This window comes from Halorussus halobius (genome assembly GCF_004765805.1).
GTDB classification, from domain to species: domain Archaea; phylum Halobacteriota; class Halobacteria; order Halobacteriales; family Haladaptataceae; genus Halorussus; species Halorussus halobius.
The window spans coordinates 222,654-240,949 of record NZ_SBIU01000006.1 but is presented as its reverse complement, the minus strand read 5'-3'; the positions used below and the strand labels follow the sequence as shown (position 1 = coordinate 240,949).

The 18,296-nt window shown below is 69.5% G+C and carries 18 protein-coding genes; 9 read left to right on the top strand and 9 right to left on the bottom strand.

All coding sequences use genetic code 11. The annotated features are described in order from the left end of the window. Window positions 1-31: 31 nt before the first annotated feature. Window positions 32-2,722 carry a phosphoenolpyruvate carboxylase gene (gene ppc, locus EPL03_RS17195; protein ID WP_135830573.1) on the bottom strand — a complete coding sequence of 897 codons (2,691 nt, stop codon included), beginning with the start codon at window positions 2,720-2,722 and terminating at the stop codon, window positions 32-34. Window positions 2,723-2,845: 123 nt separating this feature from the next. Here ppc and EPL03_RS17190 point away from each other — a divergent pair, with 123 nt between their 5' ends. Then, window positions 2,846-3,229, top strand: a complete 384-nt coding sequence (locus EPL03_RS17190; RefSeq protein WP_135830572.1) for a DCC1-like thiol-disulfide oxidoreductase family protein — start codon at window positions 2,846-2,848, stop codon at window positions 3,227-3,229. 52 nt (window positions 3,230-3,281) lie between these two features. On the opposite strand, the gene EPL03_RS17185 is transcribed toward EPL03_RS17190, so the two are convergent. The 5 genes from EPL03_RS17185 to EPL03_RS17165 all read right to left on the bottom strand — a co-directional run bounded on the left by EPL03_RS17185 (window position 3,282) and on the right by EPL03_RS17165 (window position 7,195). Further along, on the bottom strand, window positions 3,282-3,605 hold the full coding sequence (locus EPL03_RS17185; RefSeq protein WP_135830571.1) for a hypothetical protein: 324 nt from the start codon (window positions 3,603-3,605) through the stop codon (window positions 3,282-3,284). An 86-nt stretch (window positions 3,606-3,691) separates the two neighbouring features. Next, window positions 3,692-4,897, bottom strand: coding sequence for a homing endonuclease associated repeat-containing protein (locus tag EPL03_RS17180; protein ID WP_135830570.1), 1,206 nt, complete (start codon window positions 4,895-4,897; stop codon window positions 3,692-3,694). Window positions 4,898-5,165: 268 nt separating this feature from the next. Continuing rightward, on the bottom strand, window positions 5,166-5,495 hold the full coding sequence (locus EPL03_RS17175; protein WP_135830569.1) for a transcription factor S: 330 nt from the start codon (window positions 5,493-5,495) through the stop codon (window positions 5,166-5,168). Between the two features lie 298 nt (window positions 5,496-5,793). Then, the gene (locus EPL03_RS17170; RefSeq protein WP_135830568.1) at window positions 5,794-6,144 is read right to left on the bottom strand and encodes a hypothetical protein; all 351 of its coding nucleotides are present in this window, start codon (window positions 6,142-6,144) and stop codon (window positions 5,794-5,796) included. A gap of 1 nt (window position 6,145) precedes the next feature. Beyond that, the gene (locus EPL03_RS17165; RefSeq protein ID WP_135830567.1) at window positions 6,146-7,195 is read right to left on the bottom strand and encodes a zinc-binding dehydrogenase; all 1,050 of its coding nucleotides are present in this window, start codon (window positions 7,193-7,195) and stop codon (window positions 6,146-6,148) included. Window positions 7,196-7,509: 314 nt separating this feature from the next. On the opposite strand from EPL03_RS17165, the gene gpmI reads away from it, so the two are divergent. From gpmI to EPL03_RS17150, 3 genes are all read left to right on the top strand, one after another. Next, window positions 7,510-9,039 carry a 2,3-bisphosphoglycerate-independent phosphoglycerate mutase gene (gpmI, locus tag EPL03_RS17160; RefSeq protein WP_135830566.1) on the top strand — a complete coding sequence of 510 codons (1,530 nt, stop codon included), beginning with the start codon at window positions 7,510-7,512 and terminating at the stop codon, window positions 9,037-9,039. Window positions 9,040-9,118: 79 nt separating this feature from the next. Continuing rightward, window positions 9,119-9,865 carry an NRDE family protein gene (locus EPL03_RS17155; RefSeq protein ID WP_135830565.1) on the top strand — a complete coding sequence of 249 codons (747 nt, stop codon included), beginning with the start codon at window positions 9,119-9,121 and terminating at the stop codon, window positions 9,863-9,865. A gap of 25 nt (window positions 9,866-9,890) precedes the next feature. Then, window positions 9,891-10,235 (top strand): helix-turn-helix transcriptional regulator, encoded by a 345-nt coding sequence (locus tag EPL03_RS17150; RefSeq protein WP_135830564.1) that lies wholly within the window; start codon window positions 9,891-9,893, stop codon window positions 10,233-10,235. A 30-nt stretch (window positions 10,236-10,265) separates the two neighbouring features. On the opposite strand, the gene EPL03_RS17145 is transcribed toward EPL03_RS17150, so the two are convergent. Continuing rightward, window positions 10,266-11,912, bottom strand: coding sequence for an HVO_2922 family protein (locus tag EPL03_RS17145; RefSeq protein ID WP_244605299.1), 1,647 nt, complete (start codon window positions 11,910-11,912; stop codon window positions 10,266-10,268). 228 nt (window positions 11,913-12,140) lie between these two features. On the opposite strand from EPL03_RS17145, the gene EPL03_RS17140 reads away from it, so the two are divergent. After that, window positions 12,141-13,565, top strand: coding sequence for an APC family permease (locus EPL03_RS17140; RefSeq protein WP_135830563.1), 1,425 nt, complete (start codon window positions 12,141-12,143; stop codon window positions 13,563-13,565). Next, window positions 13,565-14,251, top strand: a complete 687-nt coding sequence (locus tag EPL03_RS17135; RefSeq protein ID WP_135830562.1) for a universal stress protein — start codon at window positions 13,565-13,567, stop codon at window positions 14,249-14,251. The genes EPL03_RS17140 and EPL03_RS17135 overlap by 1 nt, the downstream gene beginning before the upstream one ends. 111 nt (window positions 14,252-14,362) lie before the next feature. Here the strand turns inward: EPL03_RS17135 and gatA are convergent, their stop codons facing one another. Continuing rightward, a complete protein-coding gene (gatA, locus tag EPL03_RS17130; protein ID WP_135830561.1) occupies window positions 14,363-15,640 on the bottom strand; it encodes an Asp-tRNA(Asn)/Glu-tRNA(Gln) amidotransferase subunit GatA in 1,278 nt (425 codons plus the stop codon). A gap of 24 nt (window positions 15,641-15,664) precedes the next feature. Next, window positions 15,665-15,943, bottom strand: coding sequence for an Asp-tRNA(Asn)/Glu-tRNA(Gln) amidotransferase subunit GatC (gatC, locus tag EPL03_RS17125; protein WP_135830560.1), 279 nt, complete (start codon window positions 15,941-15,943; stop codon window positions 15,665-15,667). A 269-nt stretch (window positions 15,944-16,212) separates the two neighbouring features. Between gatC and EPL03_RS17120 the strand changes: the two genes are divergently transcribed. The 3 genes from EPL03_RS17120 to EPL03_RS17110 all read left to right on the top strand — a co-directional run bounded on the left by EPL03_RS17120 (window position 16,213) and on the right by EPL03_RS17110 (window position 18,271). After that, window positions 16,213-17,211, top strand: coding sequence for a transcription initiation factor IIB (locus EPL03_RS17120; protein ID WP_135830559.1), 999 nt, complete (start codon window positions 16,213-16,215; stop codon window positions 17,209-17,211). 65 nt (window positions 17,212-17,276) lie between these two features. Continuing rightward, window positions 17,277-17,753 (top strand): NUDIX hydrolase, encoded by a 477-nt coding sequence (locus tag EPL03_RS17115; RefSeq protein WP_135830558.1) that lies wholly within the window; start codon window positions 17,277-17,279, stop codon window positions 17,751-17,753. A gap of 44 nt (window positions 17,754-17,797) precedes the next feature. Beyond that, window positions 17,798-18,271: a hypothetical protein gene (locus EPL03_RS17110; RefSeq protein ID WP_135830557.1), complete on the top strand. Its 474-nt coding sequence runs from the start codon at window positions 17,798-17,800 to the stop codon at window positions 18,269-18,271. The last annotated feature ends 25 nt before the right edge of the window (window positions 18,272-18,296 follow it).

The following is an 18,296-nucleotide window of genomic DNA, read 5'->3' as shown; positions in this document are numbered from 1 at the left end:
CGCCGCGCGAAGTCGCACTCGGCCCCGACCGCTACCCCGTGTTCTTCATCCCGGCGGCGATGCCCTTGACCGTCAGCCGGAGCGTACGCTCCTCCTCGCTGGTCAGGTCCGACTGGCCGAGCAGCCCGACCTGTAGCAGGTTGAGCGGGTCGACGTACGGGTTCCGGCGCTCCAGGCTCTCTTCGAGCCAGTCGCGGGCCAGCAGGCCCTCGCGGCCGGTTATCTCGGTCACGAGTTCGACCGCCCGGTCGTACTCCGACTCGATGCGCGGGAAGAACCGCTCGCGGCGGTCGTCCTCGGCCAGTTGGGCGTACTCGGCCGCGATTTCGAGGTCGGTCCGGGCCAGCGCGAGCGCGGCGTTGTCCAGCGTCGTGCGGAAGAACGGCCACTCCTCGTACATCTCCCGGAGCGTGTCGAGGTCGCCGTCCGCGAGGTAGGCGTCGAGCCCGGTCGCCAGCGAGTACCACCCCGGCAGGATGCACCGGGCCTGCGTCCACGAGAACACCCACGGAATCGCCCGGAGGTCCTCGACGGTTCGCTCGCCCGACCGCGAGGCCGGGCGCGAGCCCAGATTCAGCTCCTCGATGACCGAGATGGGCGTCGCCTCGCCGAAGTAGGTCACGAATCCCTCGCTTTCCAGCAGGTCGCGGTACGCCTCGCGGGCGGCGTCGGCCGCCGTCGCCATCGCCTCGGCCCACTCGTCGGGCACGTCCTCGACGGGTTCGCGGATGGCCTCGTGGCGAGCCCGCAACTGGGCGTCGAGCATCTGTTCGAGGTTGCGCTCGGCGATGCGGGGGTTGGCGTACTTCTCGGCGATGGCCTCGCCCTGCTCGGTGAACTTGACCTCGCCCGTGACCGTCTCGTTGGGCAACGCGAGCAGGGCGTCGTTCATCGGGCCGCCGCCCCGCGAGATGGAGCCGCCCCGACCGTGGAACAGCCGGAGCCGGACGTCGTGGTCGCCACAGATGGCCGCGAGCCGCTTCTGGTTGCGATAGAGGCTCCAGTTGGCCGCCAGAAAGCCGTTCTCCTTGTTCGAGTCCGAGTAGCCCAACATGACCTCCTGGACGTCGCTCCGGGCCGCGACTTGGGCGGCGTACGCCTCGTTGTCGAACAGCGTGCCCATGATGCGGCGCGCGCCCGACAGCGCCGACTCGGTTTCGAGCAGCGGGACCACGTCGAGCCCCGAGTGGCCCGGCAGGTCCACGACCCCGGCCTGGTCGGCCAGAAACAGGACTTCGAGGACGTGGCTCGGCTCCTCGGTCATGCTGATGCAGTAGGTGTCGATGGCCTGCTGGCCGTACTCGGCCTGCCAGTCGGCCAGCCGGTCGAACCGCGTCAGCACGCGGGTCGCCGTCTCCGAGAGGTCGTCGGAGTCCGCGAGGTCGACCACGGGGTCGTCCTGCAGGATAGCCTCGGTCAGCACCGCGACGCGTTCGCCCTCGTCGCGGTCGTCGTACGCGATTCCCTCGCGGGCCAGCGCCTCCGCGACTGCGGTCGTGTGGTTCTCCCGATGGTCGCGCAGGTCGAGGCTCGCCAGCGAGAGGCCGAACGTCTCGACCCGACGCCGGAAGGGGTCGACCGTCGCGTCCGCGACGGTCCCCGCGCCGTTGGCTCGCAGGCTCGCGGCGATGGCGTCCACGTCCGCGCGGAGTTCCTCGGGGTCGCGGTAGCCGCCGGGCCGAACGTCGCCCACGCGGTCGAGGCGCTCGCGCATCAGCTTCAGCTTCTGGCGGTAGGGTTCGTCGGGGTATCGCTCGGCGGCCTCGCTCGCGACCGTCGGCAGGCGCTCGCGGTCGGCGTCGAGGCGTTCGCGCAGGTCCTCGCCGATTGCGACGGTAGTCTCGTCCTGACTCAGGACGCCCGACAGGCGCTTGCACTCCTCGCGGTAGCGCTCGACCACGACCGACCGCTGGCGCGCCAGCGTCTCGGCGGTCACCTCGGGCGTGACGTAGGGGTTGCCGTCGCGGTCGCTGCCCGCCCACGACCGGAACTCGAACAGCTTTGGCACGTCGACCGACTCGAATCGCCCGCCCAGTTCGCGCTCCAGTTCGTCGTACACCTCGCCCACGACGTCGAACAGGGTGTTTTCGAGGTACCACTGGACGTTGAGCGCCTCGTCGCGCACCTCGGGGCGGCGACTCCGGACCTGCGGGGTCTGCCAGAGGCTCGTCACCTCGGCGTCGAGGTCGCGCTCGACCTGCCCGCGTTCGCGGTCGGTGAGCCGGCGCTCGTCCAGCGCTTCGAGGTCGCCGGCCACGGCTCGGAGCTTGGCCTTCACGGTCTTCCGGCGGGCCTCGGTCGGGTGGGCGGTGAACGTGGGCTCGACCAGCACGTCGTCGAGGACTCGCTGGACGGTCCCGGCGTCCGCGTCTTCCTCGGCGAGTCGCTGGGCGGTCTCGGCCACGCTGTCGGCCAGCGTCCCGCCCTGGGACCCTCGCCTGACGGCCCGGACGCGCTCGCGCTCCTCGGCGAGATTGACGAGTTCGAAGTAGGTCGCGAACGCGCGAGCCACGACCCCGGCGCGCTCGGCCGGCAGGTCAGCGAGCGCGGCTCGGAGCGCGTCCCGTTCCTCGGCGTCGCCCCGCCGGTAGTCGATGGCTTCGGTCCGGACGGACTCGACCACCTCGAACGCCGCCGCCGAGGTCTGGGCTTCGAGGACGTCGCCGAGCAGCGCGCCGAGTTCGCGCACGTCGCGGCGAACGTCTCTGGCGTGCAATTCCATACCACATCGTACGGGGTGCAGCCGCTAAAACGTCGGGACGTGGCAAATACTGAAACCCGCCAGCCGGACGGTCACCCGTTCGACTCCGGCAAGAATTAGTCGCCGGACTCCACAGGGGTAAACATGAGCGACGCAACGCTCGTCTACGACGACGACTGCGGGTTCTGCACGTGGTGGGCCGACTTCTTCGCGTACCGGTCGGACCTCCGACTCGTGGGCTTTTCGGACCTGTCCGACGACCTGCGCGAGCGCCTGCCCGACGACTACGAGGAGTGTTCGCACGTCGTGACCGACGACGAGGTGTACTCGTGCGGGCAGTCGCTGGAGGAGGCGTTCGTCCGGTCGGACCTCGGCGAGGACGCCCGGCCGCTGGTCGAGTTCCTCCGGAACTTCGAGGACTACCGGGGACTCCGCGAGCGGGTCTACCGGACCGTCGCCGACAACCGAACGGAGTTCGGTCGCATCGTCTGGAAGACGCCGCCAGCGCGGGAGTCGGACGACCGCTGACAGTGGTCGCCGGTCGGCAGGCTCCCGAGTCGAACCGGGTTGGAGCCGCGGGTCAGTCGTCGGCCGCCGGCTCGCCCGAGGGGTCCGTGACGGACTCGGCGCGGCGGGTCTCGACCGCGTCGAGCCGCCACCGGAGCGCGACGAGCGTCTCGGTCTCGGCCCGGAGTTCGCGCCGCTCGCCCCCGGCCTCCCACTCGACGGTCACCGTCCCGTCGGCCACGGCGAACTCGTAGCCGTCGGTCTCGGCCGACTCGAATCCCGTGTCGAACAGTTCGACCGCCCGGCCGAGACAGAACAGGAGCCGCGAGGGCACGTCGGGACCCGTCTCCGCGAGCGCGGTCGCGAGTCGCCCGAGGTGGTCGTCGCCGGCGAGCACGTCCGACTCGAACCGGACGCACGATTGGGCACCGAGTTCGCGACACGCCTCGTCGCAGAACAGCCCGTCGGCGTCGGGGAGGTCGGCTACCTCTCGGACACCCCGCCGCCACAGGCGTCGCAGTAGCCCGAGAGGTAGCCGACTCCGGCCTCGACCCGGAGGCCGGCGGCCTCGAGCGCGTCCGTCCAACCGCCGAACCGGTTGTAGTAGGTCATCCCGGCGAACGGGCCCTGCTCGTCCATCTCGGCCCGACGCGGGCGTCTGTCGAGTTCGAGCGCGAGCGACCGGAGTTCGCGCACGAGTTCCCGCGTCGGGATGGCCTCGCGTCGGGGGCGACGACAGTCGAGTCCGGCGACCTCCAGCGCCCGGTTCCACGACCCGAACCGGTCGAGGTAGGTCGCCACGCCGTGGTCGCCGCGCTCGCGCATCTCCGCGACTGTCGGTGCGCGACCGCACTCGCCCGCGACCCGCTGGAGTTCGGCGACCAACTTCGCGGTCGGAATCCGGCTCTTGCCACCAGCGGTCGGCCGGAGTCGCGGGTCGAGTCCCGCTTCGTCGAGGGCGTCGGCCCACGAGCCGTATCGTTCTCGGTACGTCTCCGGGCTGTGGTCGCCCAGCTTCGACATCTCGCTCTCGGTGGGAGGGTGGCCGAGCGCGTCCGCGAGCCGTCGAAGTTCGGCCGCGAGGTCGTCGTCGCTCACGCGCCGCCGGGACGGCGATGGGTACTCGTCGGCCACGCCGGCGGCGTCGAGGGCGTCGGCCCACGAGTCGAACCGCCGGAAGCAGGTCGAGGAGCTGTAACTTCCCCGGTCGTCGAACTCCTCGCAGGTGGGACGCCGCTCCAGTTCCTCGGCCACGCGTCGGATGTCCGCGAGCAGGTCGGATTCGGGGACGCCGGTGGCGTCGCTCCGGCCCTCGAATCCCGCCTCGTCGAGCGCGGCGGTCCAGGAGCCGAACCGGGCGGCGTACGTCGACGGGGAGTGTGGGCCGTCCGCGCGCATCCGGTCGCGGGTCGGCGTCGTCCCCAGTTCGTCGGCGAACTCGCGGAGCGCGTCGAGGAGTTCGTCGTCGGAGTAGGTCACGCCGCCCGCGTCGTCTGCCACGCCCGCTCGCTCTTTCGCGGCGGTCCACGAGCCGAACCGCGACTGGTAGGTACTCGGCGAGTAAGCCCCGCGCTCGTCCACGTCCGCCATGCTCGGACTGCCGTCGAGTTCGTCGGCGACCCGCCGAAGGTCGGCCAGTAGCTCCTCGTCCGGGATGCGGCCCCCGCCCGAAGGTCGGCCTCCCGGCACGTTATCGACCCCGCGGTCGAGCAGACGGCCGCTCGCTTGCGAACGCACGACGCGTTACCGAGTACCACGACACTGTTACGTATCGAATCTTGAACAAGCCCGGAGCATATTATTACCGGTGAGAATCACACATATATCGATAAAGGAAGTTTTCTCGGACGGTATTTTACCACACTCTGGAATGATTGAACGCATTCCTGCCCATATTTTCTGTTTTATCTCAGACAGGAATAAGCAGGGGGCGAGGTCGGCGGCGTGCGATTCGCGCTCAGTTGTACTCGCGCCAGCGATAGCCACACTCCCGACACTTGAAGAAGCGCGTCGGCGGTTCGTCGGCCGCGCCGGTCTGCTTGATGGTGTACCACGCCTTCCCGTGGCCACACTCCTCGCAGGTCACGTCGTCGGCGGTCGGCTTGCCCTCGAAGTTGGCGTCCTCCGAGGACTCGATGACGTCGTCGTCCGACTGGGCTTCGGTCGAGACGAACTGGGCCGCCTTCTCCTCGTCCTTGGCGACGGTGTGCTGGCAGTCGTCGTTCGAACAGCGCATCTTCGACCCCATCGACTTCATCATGGAGCCGCATTCGTCGCAAAACTGCATGACCGTGGGTTCTCGTCGGGCGCTGATAAGCGCCACGTTCCGCGAGAGGTCGTGTTCAGATAAGGTAGTTTCCGTAGCGAAAGGTCTTCGAAAGCCCTCGGCCAGTTCGACTCCCGCGACTCGCTGCGCGCTTCGGCCCGTTCGGGCCTGCAGTGCTTGCGTCGTCGGGGTTCGCCGAACTGGCCTCGCCCTTTCAGTCCGCCGGGGACGTGGATTGATTCATCGAGCGCAACCGGATGTCGGCCCCGCTTATCCGAACACCGCCCGCGAGACGGCGAGTGGGCCGACCGCGAGACGCTCAGGTCGAACGCTGGGCCGACCAGACCGCGACAGCGCCCAGCAGGAACGCCGGAATCAGCGGCAGGACGAGGTACGCGAACCGGAACGGCCGGACCGGCGGGAGTATCAGAATCGCGGCGGGCACTACGAGAAAGCACAGCACCACGACGCCGACCAGTATCCAGTCGCGCCAACTCCACTCCTCGCGGCCGCGCTCGACCGGCGCGGCGGGGTCGACGGTCGCTTCCGGCTCCCGTTGGTTCGGCGCGTCCCCGTCGGCTATCTCCCCGTCCGTCGCGTCCTCGTCCGCGCGCCCGCCGCGCTCCTCGGCGACCTCGCCCGGCCGGTGCGTGTAGGTGTCGTCGGCCATCTCACCGGCTCTCGTACTCGCTGTCGGGCACGACCACGACCTTGCCGAACCCCTCGCGGGATTCGAGCAGTTCGTGGGCGCGGGCGGTCTCGCTCATCGGCAGGACCTCCCGGATTCGGGGCTCGAACGTGCCGTCCCACACGAGTTCGAGCACGTCGTCGACCTCGCCGGGCGTCGCCATCGTGGAGCCGACGACCGACAGCTGGTTCCAGAAGATGCGATTTAGCCCCGCGCCGGGGTTCGGACCGGTGGTCGCGCCGCAGGTGACCACGCGTCCGCCCTTGGCGAGGCTCTTGAGCGAGTCGGGATACGTGGCCTCGCCGACGTGGTCGACGACCATATCCACCCCGCGCTTGTCGGTCAACTCGCGGACGCGGGCGGCGAAGTCCTCGGCCTCGTAGTCGATGACGTGGTCGGCTCCGACCGCCTCGGCGTAGCCGAGTTTCTCCTCGGAGGAGGCGGTGGCGTACACCTCCGCGCCGGCGTAGTCGGCTATCTGGACGGCGGCGTGACCCACGCCGCCCGACGCGCCCAGCACCAGCACGGACTCGCCCGCTTCGAGTTCGCCCCGCGTGAGGAGCATCCGCCACGCGGTCTGGAAGACCAGCGGCGCGGCCGCCGCCGTCTCCCAGTCGACGCCCGTGGGAACTTCGACGAGGTTGTCCTCGGGGACCGCCGCGCGCTCGCTGTGGACGCCCCGGACGTGCTCGCCGATGATGTGGTAGTTCACGCACATCGAGTACTCGCCGTGGCGGCAGTACTCGCACTCGCCGCAGTAGACGCCGGCCGACACCGCCACGCGGTCGCCCGGCTCGAACCGGGTCACGTCCTCGCCGACCTCGACCACGGTCCCGGCGGCGTCGCTGCCCGGCACGTGGGGCATGTCGAGGTCGACGCCGGGCATCCCCTTGCGAGTCCACACGTCGAGGTGGTTGAGCGCCCCGGCCTTGACGTCGACCAGCACCTCGTCGCGGTCGGGCGAGGCGTCCGGGAAGTCGCCGTACTCGATGACGCTCCTGTCCCCGTGGTCGCGGAACTGGACGGCCTTCATGCCCGCAACGTGGGCCGCCCGGCGTAAAACTGTACCTCAACGCGACTGGTCGGGGCTGTCGAAGGTGCTGGTGCAAACCTCGATTTCGGCCGGTGACGCGACTGCCTCCTCGGCGGACTGAAAGGGCGAGGACCGTTCGGCGAACCCCGACGACGGAAGCACCGCAGGCGAAGCCGAGGAGCGCAACGAGTCGCGGGAGCCGAACGGTCCGAGGGCTTTCGAGGATACGCTCCAGCAGTCGAACCGGCTGGGAACGGGACACCTCACTCCCGAAAGCCGAAGAGTAGTTACGCCACGAAACCAACCCTCCGCCCATGAAGGCCGCGCTGATAATCCTCGACGGGTGGGGGTTAGGGAGCGAAGACGGAGGCCGAGACGCCATCGAGGCTGCCGACACGCCCAACTTCGACCGCTTCGCCGAGGCCGGCGCGTACGGCACGCTCACCGTCTCGGGCCGCCGCGTCGGCCTGCCCGAAGGCCAGATGGGCAACAGCGAGGTCGGTCATCTCAACGTCGGCGCGGGCCGGGTGGTCAAACAGGAGTACACCCGCATCACCGACGCCATCGCCGAGGGCGAACTGGGCGACAACGAAGCCATCGCGTCGGCGTTCGAGCACGCCCGCGACCGCGACGGCCAAGTCCACTTCCTCGGACTCGTCAGCGAGGGCGGCGTCCACTCCGACCAGCGCCACCTCCACGCGCTCGTGGAGTTGGCGGCCGAGCGCGACGTCGACGCCGTCACCCACGCGTTCACCGACGGCCGGGACACCGCGCCGAAGAGCGGCGCGGACTTCCTCGCGGAGCTACAGAAAGTCACAGACCGCGCGGGCACCGGCGAGGTGGCGACCGTCTCCGGGCGCTACTACGCGATGGACCGCGACCAAAACTGGGAGCGCACCAAGCGGGCCTACGACGCCATCGTGAACCGCGAGGCCGACCACGAGGCCGGGTCGGCGGTCGACGCCGTGGCGGCGAGCTACGAGCGCGGCGACACCGACGAGTTCGTGGAGCCGACGCTGGTGGCGGACGGCGCTGCCCTGACCGATGACGATTCGGCCGTCTTCTTCAACTTCCGGGCCGACCGCGCCCGCCAACTGACCCGGATGCTCGCGGACGTTCGGCCCGGCGAGTGGGAGTCGGCGGGAATCGACACCGCCCCGCCCGAGGTCCGACTGGTCACGATGACCCAGTACGACGAGACGTTCGACCTCCCCGTGGCGTTCCCGCCCGACCGCCCCGAGGACGTGCTGGGCGAGGTCCTGGCCGACCACGGGCTGACCCAGCTCCGCATCGCCGAGTCCGAGAAGTACGCCCACGTCACCTACTTCCTCAACGGCGGCCGGGAGGTCGAGTTCGAGGGCGAGCGCCGCGAGATAGTCGAGTCGCCCGACGTGCCGACCTACGACCTGCGGCCCGAGATGAGCGCCCGCGGGGTCACCGACGCCGCCATCCGCCGCATCGAGTCCGAGGACCCGGACGTGCTGGTCCTCAACTACGCCAACCCCGACATGGTGGGTCACACGGGCGACTTCGACGCCGCCGTCGCGGCGGTCGAGGCCGTGGACGAACAACTCGGCAGGCTCGTCGCGGCGGTCGAGTCGGCCGGCGGCCACGTCCTCGTCACGGCCGACCACGGCAACGCCGACGACATGGGGACGCCCGACGACCCACACACCGCCCACACCACCAACCCCGTGCCCGTCGTCTACCGCTCGCCGGCGGGCGACGACGGGGGAAGACGCGTCCGCGAAGGCGGGTCGCTGTGCGACGTCGCGCCCACTCTCCTCTCGCTGGTCGGACTCGACCGGCCGGCCGCGATGACCGGCGAGAGCCTGCTGGAGTAGGCCGAGGCGGCAGTGTGGACGACCGGGCGGCGACGCGGGGCCGCGAACTTTTTAGCGCACCGAACGCCTACCGTGAGTCGTGTGCACGCTGGCGCTCGCGTGGCGGGTGTTCGACGAGACGCCGATAGCCGTCGCGGCGAACCGCGACGAGGCCCGCGACCGGCCGTCGCGGCCGCCCCGCGTGTTCGACGGCGACCCGACGGTCGTCGCGCCCCGCGACGAGGCGGCGGGCGGGACGTGGCTCGGCTACAACGACGCCGGGCTGTTCGTCGCGGTCACGAACCGCCCGACGAGTCTCGACGGGGAGCGCTCGCGGGGACTGTTGGTCCGGGACGCACTCGACCGCGCGAGCGCGGCCGAGGCGGGTTCGTTCGTCCGGAACGAACTCGGCGACCGGAGCTACGCGGGGTTCAACCTCGTGGTCGCCGACGCCTCGGAGGCCGCGCTGTTCGAGTGGGACGGCGTGCTCCGGACCACCCACTTCGAGCCGGGCGTCCACGTCGTGGTCGAGGCCGGCTCCGACGCGAGCGCCCCGAAGGCCGGCGGCGTGCGGACGCGACTCGCGCCCGCCCCGGAGACGACCGCCGGGGCGTGGTTCGACCGCGCCGGCGAGGTGATGGCCGACCACGACCTCGGCGTCTGCGTCCACGGCCGAACGTTCGGCACGCGGTCGTCGTCGCTGGTCGGCCTCGACGCCGACGGGGACGCGCGCTACTGGTTCGCCGACGGTAGGCCCTGCGAGACCGACTACGAACTCGTCGAGGGGGCCGGCGAACCCGCGAACTCCGAGCACGGCCCCAGCGACGGGTCGGACGGTCACCTTTAAACCGCTCGGGGCCCCTGTGTCGAGTATGTCAGCATCCGAGGCGGACCTCAGCGAGGACGAACGCGCTGGCCTCGAACTGGTGCGCGAGAGCGGCGGCATCCACCAGAGCGACTTCTGGAAGGAACTCGGCGTCGACTCCCGGAAGGGAAGTCGCATCGTGGACTCGCTCGACGAGAAGGGACTGGTCCAGCGCGAGGAGACCGTCTACGACGGCCACAACACCTACCTCATCACGCCGGCGGCCCGCGACCTCGATTTCTCGCTGCTGATGGCCGGCGACATGCTCTCGCCCTTTATCGGCGAGGAGGAGGTCGACGCCGAGAGCGACGCCTTCTCGCAGTGGATAATGAACCTGGCGTACAGCGAGTAGAGAAAGAGCGGTTCGGACCGCGCGGACGTTTCAGGCCTCGTTTTGCTCGCCGTCCTCGACGACCGGCGTGTTGGGCGCGTTGCGCTTGACGCTGTTGACGCCGTCGACCGCGCCCGAGCGGTCGCTGTACCCCTCGCCGCCGGTCGCGAGGATGGTGCCGTTCCGGTGGCGGAGCCGCCAGCGGAACTCGCCCGCCGCGTCCTCGTACACCTCGACGGCGGCCTCGCCGACCGTGAGGGTGTCGGCGTCGGGGACGTAGTCTCGCACGCGCTCGACCGCGTCGGTCGCGCTCGACCGGTCGCCGTACCCCTGTCCCGAGTCCGCGATGATCTCGTCGTTGGCGCTCACGAGCCGCCAGCGGTGCTCGTCGGCCGCGTCCTCGTACACCTCGAAGCGAGCGCCGTCGTCGGCTCCGACCGCGGCCGAGTCGGCGGTCGCGGTGACGGTCTCGACCGCGCGCCGAGCGTTCGAGCGCGAGGCGTAGCCCTCGCCCGAGTCGGCCAGAATCCGGCCGTTGCGGTGGACCAACCGCCAGCGGTACTCGCCCGCCGCGTCCTCGTACACCTCGAACGCCGTCGGGTCGAACTCGAGGTAGTCGGCCGGGCCGACGTACGTGCGGACCGCGTCGAGTCCGTCGCGGGCCGCCGACTTCGAGGAGAACCCGCGCGCGGCCGCCGCGATGATCTCGCCGTTGTCGTGGCGGAGCCGCCAGCGGTACTCGTCGGCGTCGTCACGGTACAGCTCGAAGGTCGCCTGCGGGTCCTCGAGCACCGGGTCGGGCTCGGGGTCGGGGTCCTCCGCCTCGCGGTGCCAGATGACCTCGGCCCCCAGCGCGTTGCGCTTGACGCTGCGCATCCCGCGCCGGGCGTTGCGGTCGCTGGCGTAGCCCTCGCCGCCGGTGGCCACGATGTTGCCGTTCTGGTGGACCAGTCGCCACCGCCACTCGTCGGCCTTGTCCTTGTACATCTCGAACGTCGCGCTGCTGTCGTGGAGCCGGTCGAGGTGGGCTTCGGCGTCGTCTGCTCGCGCTCGCTCCGCGGCGGCCGATTCGGTGCTCGTCCGGGCTTCGGCCTCGGCGTCGTCGCGGGCCCCACGCAGGTCGTCGAGTTCGGCTTCGAGGTCGGCTATCTCGTCCTCGCGCTCGGCGAGTCGGTCGCGCAGTTCCGAGGCCTCCTCGCTCCGGTCGGACGCCTGCTCCTGGGCGGTGACGAGTGCTTCCTCGGCGGCCTCGCGTGCGCGGCTCTGTCCCACGATGACCGGTGCGATGACGCCGGACAGCGCGACGATGCCGATTCCGAGGATGTACAGTCCGACGACGTTCGTCGTCGCCGAGCGCCCGAGTTCCCACTGGCTCGGGTAGACCGTGGTGAACCACGCGACCGCCAGCACCGACAGTGCGGCACCGACGTAGACCAGCCACTTCGCGCGGCGGTCGAACGACTGGCCGACGACGAGACCGGTCACTGCGCCTGTCAGTCCCAGCGCGGTGAGCATGATGGCGGTCTGGCGCATCGTGCTGATGCCGTCGGTCGCCAGGAGTGCGAGCACTCCCAGCCCGCCGGCCAGTACGCTGACCACGAACAGCCAGTATCCGTACACTTCGTCGCTCGTCAGTGGCTCTCCGAATCGCTCGGAGTAGATTCGAATCAGAGCGCTGTCTCCGGTTTTCGTTGACATCTACTAATTCCTATTCATTCGGGGGTCTTGAACCTTGACAATGGTAGACTATATTATTTTTTGGCGGACGGCGGCTTTTACGACGAAGAGTAGCACGGATTCGGTCGATTTCCGGGTATTTATCGGGTATCGACCGGGTCGCCACCGGCGATTGTGACTAGTTCTCTTGCCGTCTCATAACGGATTTTCGACAGGAGAACTATACGTCTCCCGTGAAAACGGGTTGGCATGGAAAACGAGTTGCCACCATCCGGAAGCGGGACCAACATCGCAGGGGACGCGCCCGAGGGTGAATCCACCGTCGAGACCGACGAGGCAACCATCACCGACGACGCCGAACTCGAACGGACGCTGGGCCTCTCGGGCGGACTCGCCATCGGAATCGGGACGATGATAGGTGCGGGCATCTTCGTCTTTCCGGGACTGGCGGCCGGTCGGGCCGGCCCGGCGGCCGCGGCGTCGTTCGCCATCGGGGGCGTCGTCGCGCTGTTGGTCGCCCTGCCGGCGTCCGAACTCGCCACGGCGATGCCCAAAAGCGGCGGTGGCTACTACTTCATCTCGCGCGGTCTCGGCGCGCTCGCGGGTGCTGTCGTCGGTCTCTCGCTCTGGTTCGGACTCGTGTTCGCGACCGCCTTCTACCTCGTCGGGTTCGGCTTCTACGCCGTGGACACGCTCGCGGAGCTCGGTGTCGCCGTCGGCGATGGACTCGCCATCCCGCTCGCGCTGTTGTTCGGTGCTGGCTTCACCGTGCTGAACGTCACGGGGACCGAGAACGCGGCGAAGCTACAGAACGGAATCGTCGCGCTTCTGCTGTCGATTCTGAGCGTCTTTCTGGTCTACGGCGGTCTCGACGCGCTCGGCATCGTCGGCCAACCGAGCGCACCCGAGACGTTCGCGCCGTTCGGCTCGGTCCCCATCCTGACGACGGCGGCGCTCGTGTTCACCTCCTATCTCGGCTTCGCGCAGGTGGCAACCGTCGCCGGGGAGATGAAACGCCCGGGTCGGAACCTCCCGCTGGCGATGGTCGGCTCCGTCCTCGTGGTCAGCGTCATGTACGTCCTCACCATCTTCGTTGCGACCAGCGCGTTCGGGAGCGCCCGGCTCGAGGCGCTCGGCGAGACCGCGATGGTCGAGGTCGGCCGCCACTTCCTCGGGGCGGGCGGTGCGCTCGCCATCGTCGTCGGCGGACTGCTCGCCACGATGTCGAGCGCCAACGCGTCGGTCCTCAGTACCTCCCGGGCCATCTACGCCGTCTCGAAGGACGCCCTCCTGCCGCAGTGGGCGAGCCGCATCAACCTCAAATACGGGACGCCACACGTCGCGCTGGGGCTCGCCGGTGGGCCGATACTCGTGTTGGTTGCGACGGGGCGCGTCGAGATTCTCGCTGAGGTCGCGTCGTTCCTCCACCTCCTGATGTACGGACTCATCTGTGTCGCCCTCGTCGCGCTCCGCCGGGACGAACCCGAGTGGTACGACCCGGACTTCCGGGTGCCGGGCTACCCCGTCGTCCCGATACTCGGCGCGGTCGCCAGTTTCGGGCTCGTCGGGTTCATGCAACCCGCGTCTCAAATCGTCGGAACGGCCATCCTGCTCACGACCGCCGGGTGGTACTACTATTACGCTCGGGACGTAACACTGAAAGGAGCCCTGTGATGACTCGCGTACTCGTTCCCGTGGCGGTACTCGAAGGCGAGTCGGTCTCGACCGGACTGACCCAGCTGCTCGCTCCGATGGACGTGACGGTACTCGGCTACCACGTCCTCCCCGAGCAGACGCCGCCGGACCAGGCGCGCCTCCAGTACGAGGACCGCGCCAACGAGGCGCTCGACGACCTCGTCGCGGAGTTCCAGCAGGCCGGCAGTCGCGCCGACCACCGACTCGTGTTCACCCACGACCGGGAGCAGACCGTCGTCCGGGTCGCCGACGAGACCGACTCGCGGGCGTACGCCATCACCGGAATGACCGGCCCGGTCGAGCGACTGCTCGTGCCACTCACTGGCGGCGTCGCTGTCGACGAAATCCTCTCGTTCGTCGCCGAACTCGTCGGCGACCAGGACATCGGCGTCACGCTGTTTCTCGCCAACGACTCGGAGCAGGAGGGACGGGACCGTCTCGACCAGGCCGCCGCCGTTCTCTCCGAGGACGGAATCGACGTCAGCACCGAACTCGCGGTCGAGACCGCCCCGTTCGACGCACTCGTCGAAGCCGTGGCGGGCCACGATGCGGTGGTCATGGGCGAGCAGGCACCGTCGCTCCGCTCGCTGGTGTTCGGCGAGGAGACCGAACGGGTCGCCGCCGAAACGGTCGGGCCAGTGGTCGTCGTTCGTCGGGACGAGTGAGTCGACCCAGGGGAGCGAAACGCCGCGAGATGACCGGCTTCCCTGGACTGACGGGGTTTTACTTGTTGCGGTGGCCGCTGTCAGTGGTCGAAACGAGGGGAAAGCAACGACTCAGTTCTCCACCGCGCTCCCGACCCGAATAATCTCGGCTTCCCCGAAGGCGGGACCGACGAACTGGATGCCCACCGGAAGCCCGCCCTCGACCTCGCCCGCAGGCACCGAGATCGCGGGCAGGTCCGCGAGGTTCACCGGCACGGTGTTGGCGTCCGCGAGGTACATCTGGAGCGGGTCGTCGAGGCTCTCGCCGACCTCGAACGGCGGGGTGGGCATCGTGGGACTCGCCAGCACGTCGACCGACGCGAACGCCTCGTCGAAGTCCTGCTTGACCCACGCCCGGGCGTCCTGGGCCTGCTTGTAGTACTTGTCGTGGTAGCCCGCCGAGAGCGCGTAGGTGCCAAGCAGGATGCGGCGCTTGACCTCCTCGCCGAACGCCTCGCGGGACTCGCTGAACGCCTCGTTCCAGTTGCCCTCGAAGCCGCCCGACTGGCCGTAGCGCACGCCGTCGAAGCGCGCGAGGTTCGAGGAGGCTTCGGACATCGCAATCACGTAGTAGGCCTCCACGGCGTGTTCGACCGAGGGCAGCGAGACTTCCTCGACGGTCGCGCCCTGCGCGCGCAGGTCGTCCAGCGTCGCCTCGAAGCGCTCGCGGACGCCCTCGTGTGCGCCCTCGACGAGTTCGGTCGGGACGCCCACGGTGAGGCCGTCCACCTCGCCGGTCGCGGCGCTGGCGTAGTCGCTGTCGGCGGCCTCGTCTCTCGTGGTCGCGTCGCGCTCGTCCGGGCCGCTGATGACGTCCAGCAGTTCGGCGGCCTCCGCGACGGTGGGTGCGAGCGGGCCGATCTGTTCGAGGCTGTTGGCGTACGCGACGAGTCCGTACCGCGAGACCAGCCCGTAGGTCGGCTTGATGCCGACGACGCCGCAGAACGCCGCGGGGTTGCGGACCGACCCGCCGGTGTCGCTCCCGAGCGCGAGGTCGGCCTCGCCGGCGGCGACCGCGGCCGCCGACCCGCCTGACGACCCGCCGGGAACGCGACCCGGCGCGGCGGGGTTCTCGACCGGGCCGAACGCCGAGGTCTCGGTGGTCGACCCCATCCCGAACTCGTCCATGTTGGCCTTGCCGACGATGGTCGCCCCGGCGTCTTTGAGTCGCTCGACCACCGTGGCGTCGTAGGGCGGGACGTAGTCGTCGAGCATCTCGGAGCCGCAGGTCGTCCGCACGCCCTCGGTGCTGATGTTGTCCTTGACCGCGACGGTGCGGCCCGCGAGCGGGCCGTCGTCGGCACCCTCGACGGTCTCCTCGGTCACGAAGATGTTGTAGTCTGCGCTCATAGATTGGTAGTGGTCGGTCTGAAGTTACGAGACGTTCGGTCCCTTGAAGTAACCGTCCTCGGTCTCGGGCGCGTTGGCCAGCGCCTCCGACTGGTCCAGCGACTCGCGGACCTCGTCGGCCCGCATCACGTTCGCGAGGTCGGCCTCGCGGTCGACCGCCGGCACCTCGTCTAGGGTCTCGAAGTAGTCGAGGATGTCCGCGAACTGGTCGGTGAACCGCTCGACCTCGTCGTCGTCGAGCCCGACCCGCGCGAGGTCGGCGACGCGGCGGACCTCGTCGGGTCCGGGTGACGTGTCGCTCATACGCGCCATAACCCGTGGACCGGCGGTAAGGGTTTCGATTACCGACCCCTCGAACGCTCGTATTAAAGATTGGCGAATCGCGGCCCGTACCGGATGTCACGATTCGGAGTGTATCGGCGGCGAGAGACGCCGACCGCGCCGAACGACGGGAGCCGCCCGGCCGACGTCGCCACAGTCTTTAAGTTGACTCGGCCGCTAGAACGCAACGTCTTCTGACCCCGGTTCCGACCCTGCGGTGAACCGTCTCTCTAACCCGACGAACGCCCACCATGACCGACACACGCACCCGAAACAGGACCGACGACCGAGCCACCGAGGAAACGGAGCGCGAGCACGACCGACCCGAGGAACGCGAGCGCGCCGACGAGCGCGAGCGCTGTCCGGAGTGCGGTGGGAACCTCGTCACCGACGACGAGCGGGGCGAGACCGTCTGTGCGGAGTGTGGCCTCGTCGTCGACGAGGACCAGATCGACCCCGGCCCGGAGTGGCGGGCGTTCGACGCCACGGAGAAAGACCAGAAGTCCCGCGTGGGCGCGCCGACCACGAACACGATGCACGACAAGGGGCTGTCGACCAACATCGGCTGGCAGGACAAGGACGCGTACGGCAACTCCCTCGGAAGCCGCCAGCGCGAGAAGATGCAGCGCCTGCGCAAGTGGAACGAGCGGTTCCGCACCCGCGACTCCAAGGAGCGCAACCTCAAGCAGGCGCTCGGTGAAATCGACCGCATGGCCTCCGCGCTCGGCCTCCCCGACAACGTTCGGGAGACCGCCAGCGTCATCTACCGCCGCGCCCTCGACGAGGACCTCCTCCCCGGACGCTCCATCGAGGGCGTCGCCACCAGCGCGCTGTACGCCGCCGCCCGACAGGCCGGCACGCCCCGGAGTCTCGACGAACTCACCAACGTCTCCCGGGTGGAGAAGGACGAGATCGCCCGGACCTACCGCTACGTGGTCCGCGAGCTCAACCTCGAAATCCGGCCCGCCGACCCCAAGAGCTACGTCCCTCGATTCGTCTCGGACCTCGGCGTGAGCGAGGAGGTCGAGCGCCGCGCCCGCGACCTGCTCGACACCGCGACCGAGAAGGGCATCCACAGCGGCAAGTCGCCCGTGGGGCTGGCGGCCGCCGCCGTCTACGCCGCCGCCCTGCTCAGCAACGAGAAGGTGACCCAGAGCGAGGTCAGCGACGTCTCGGACATCAGCGAGGTCACCATCCGCAACCGCTACCACGAACTCCTCGAAGCCGAGGAGGACGCTATCGCACCCTGACCGTCTTTTGCTGGCGGACGTGTGCTCTCGTAACGCCCAAGAGACGGGGCCGTCTCCGGACGCGCATGGAGACTACCCGTCACTTCACCGCCACCGTCTACGCCGTCCACGAGGGCGCGGTCGCGCTGCACCACCACGACCGCCTCGGCAAGTGGGTCGCGCCCGGCGGGCACGTCGACCGCGACGAACTCCCCCGGGAAGCGGCCCGCCGGGAGGTCCGCGAGGAGACCGGTCTCGCGGTGGACCTGCTCGAACCCGAGACCACGGTCGTCGCCGAGGCGGGCCGGGAACTCCCGCCCGCCGAGCACGTGATGCTGTTCGACGTGAACGTCCACCCGGACGGCGAGGTGGGCCACCAGCACGTCGACTTCGTCTACTTCGGCGCGGTCGAGAGCCGCGATATTTCGCCGGCGGGCGACGACGAGGCCGATTCCGACGCGTGGGAGTGGTTCGCTCCGGCAGACCTGCGGGCCAGCGACGAACTGGAGTCGGTGGTCGTGTCACTGAGTACCGAGGCCATCGACGCGGTCGCCTCGCGGTGAGCGAGACCGGAAGACCGTTTTACGGGGCGTCCGAAGGCCCGGTCGTGCGACGCCGCGCGTTCCTCGCGTCCGCCGGAGCCTCGATGGCCGCGCTGAGCGGCGGCTGTCTGGGGACTGTCCGGGACGCACTCCACTCGGTCCGGCTCGGCTGGCTCGGCGTCACCAACTACGACTCGGACCCCCATCGGTTCCGTATTCAGGTCCGGCGCGACGGCGACCTCGTCCACGACTCGACGCGCCGAATCCGCGGGGGAACCGAGACCGTCGCCCCCGGTGAGGGAATCGAATGCACCTGGGACGAGGGCGACGGCTCCTACCACCTCATGGGCCGAATCGACGGCGGGCAGTGGGTCGAGCGGTCGGTCGACGCCGCCCTCGACGGCACGCCCGACTGCGCGACCGCTCGGGCCGTCTACGACGACCTCGACTCCGGCGAACTGGCGTTCTATGTCCGGGCCGGGTGCGACCGCGCCGCCGACAGGGAGGAACGGTGTCCGAACGTCGGCGACGACTCGTAGTGACTGGACGACGCACCTGCGTCGG

Coding starts and splice junctions, on each gene's coding strand:
- ppc (WP_135830573.1), bottom strand. CDS start 2,722: ATGGAATTGCACGCCAGAGACGTTCGCCGCGACGTGCGCGAACTCGGC.
- EPL03_RS17190 (WP_135830572.1), top strand. CDS start 2,846: ATGAGCGACGCAACGCTCGTCTACGACGACGACTGCGGGTTCTGCACG.
- EPL03_RS17175 (WP_135830569.1), bottom strand. CDS start 5,495: ATGCAGTTTTGCGACGAATGCGGCTCCATGATGAAGTCGATGGGGTCG.
- EPL03_RS17170 (WP_135830568.1), bottom strand. CDS start 6,144: ATGGCCGACGACACCTACACGCACCGGCCGGGCGAGGTCGCCGAGGAG.
- EPL03_RS17165 (WP_135830567.1), bottom strand. CDS start 7,195: ATGAAGGCCGTCCAGTTCCGCGACCACGGGGACAGGAGCGTCATCGAG.
- gpmI (WP_135830566.1), top strand. CDS start 7,510: ATGAAGGCCGCGCTGATAATCCTCGACGGGTGGGGGTTAGGGAGCGAA.
- EPL03_RS17150 (WP_135830564.1), top strand. CDS start 9,891: ATGTCAGCATCCGAGGCGGACCTCAGCGAGGACGAACGCGCTGGCCTC.
- EPL03_RS17145 (WP_244605299.1), bottom strand. CDS start 11,912: ATGTCAACGAAAACCGGAGACAGCGCTCTGATTCGAATCTACTCCGAG.
- EPL03_RS17140 (WP_135830563.1), top strand. CDS start 12,141: ATGGAAAACGAGTTGCCACCATCCGGAAGCGGGACCAACATCGCAGGG.
- EPL03_RS17135 (WP_135830562.1), top strand. CDS start 13,565: ATGACTCGCGTACTCGTTCCCGTGGCGGTACTCGAAGGCGAGTCGGTC.
- gatA (WP_135830561.1), bottom strand. CDS start 15,640: ATGAGCGCAGACTACAACATCTTCGTGACCGAGGAGACCGTCGAGGGT.
- gatC (WP_135830560.1), bottom strand. CDS start 15,943: ATGAGCGACACGTCACCCGGACCCGACGAGGTCCGCCGCGTCGCCGAC.
- EPL03_RS17120 (WP_135830559.1), top strand. CDS start 16,213: ATGACCGACACACGCACCCGAAACAGGACCGACGACCGAGCCACCGAG.
- EPL03_RS17115 (WP_135830558.1), top strand. CDS start 17,277: ATGGAGACTACCCGTCACTTCACCGCCACCGTCTACGCCGTCCACGAG.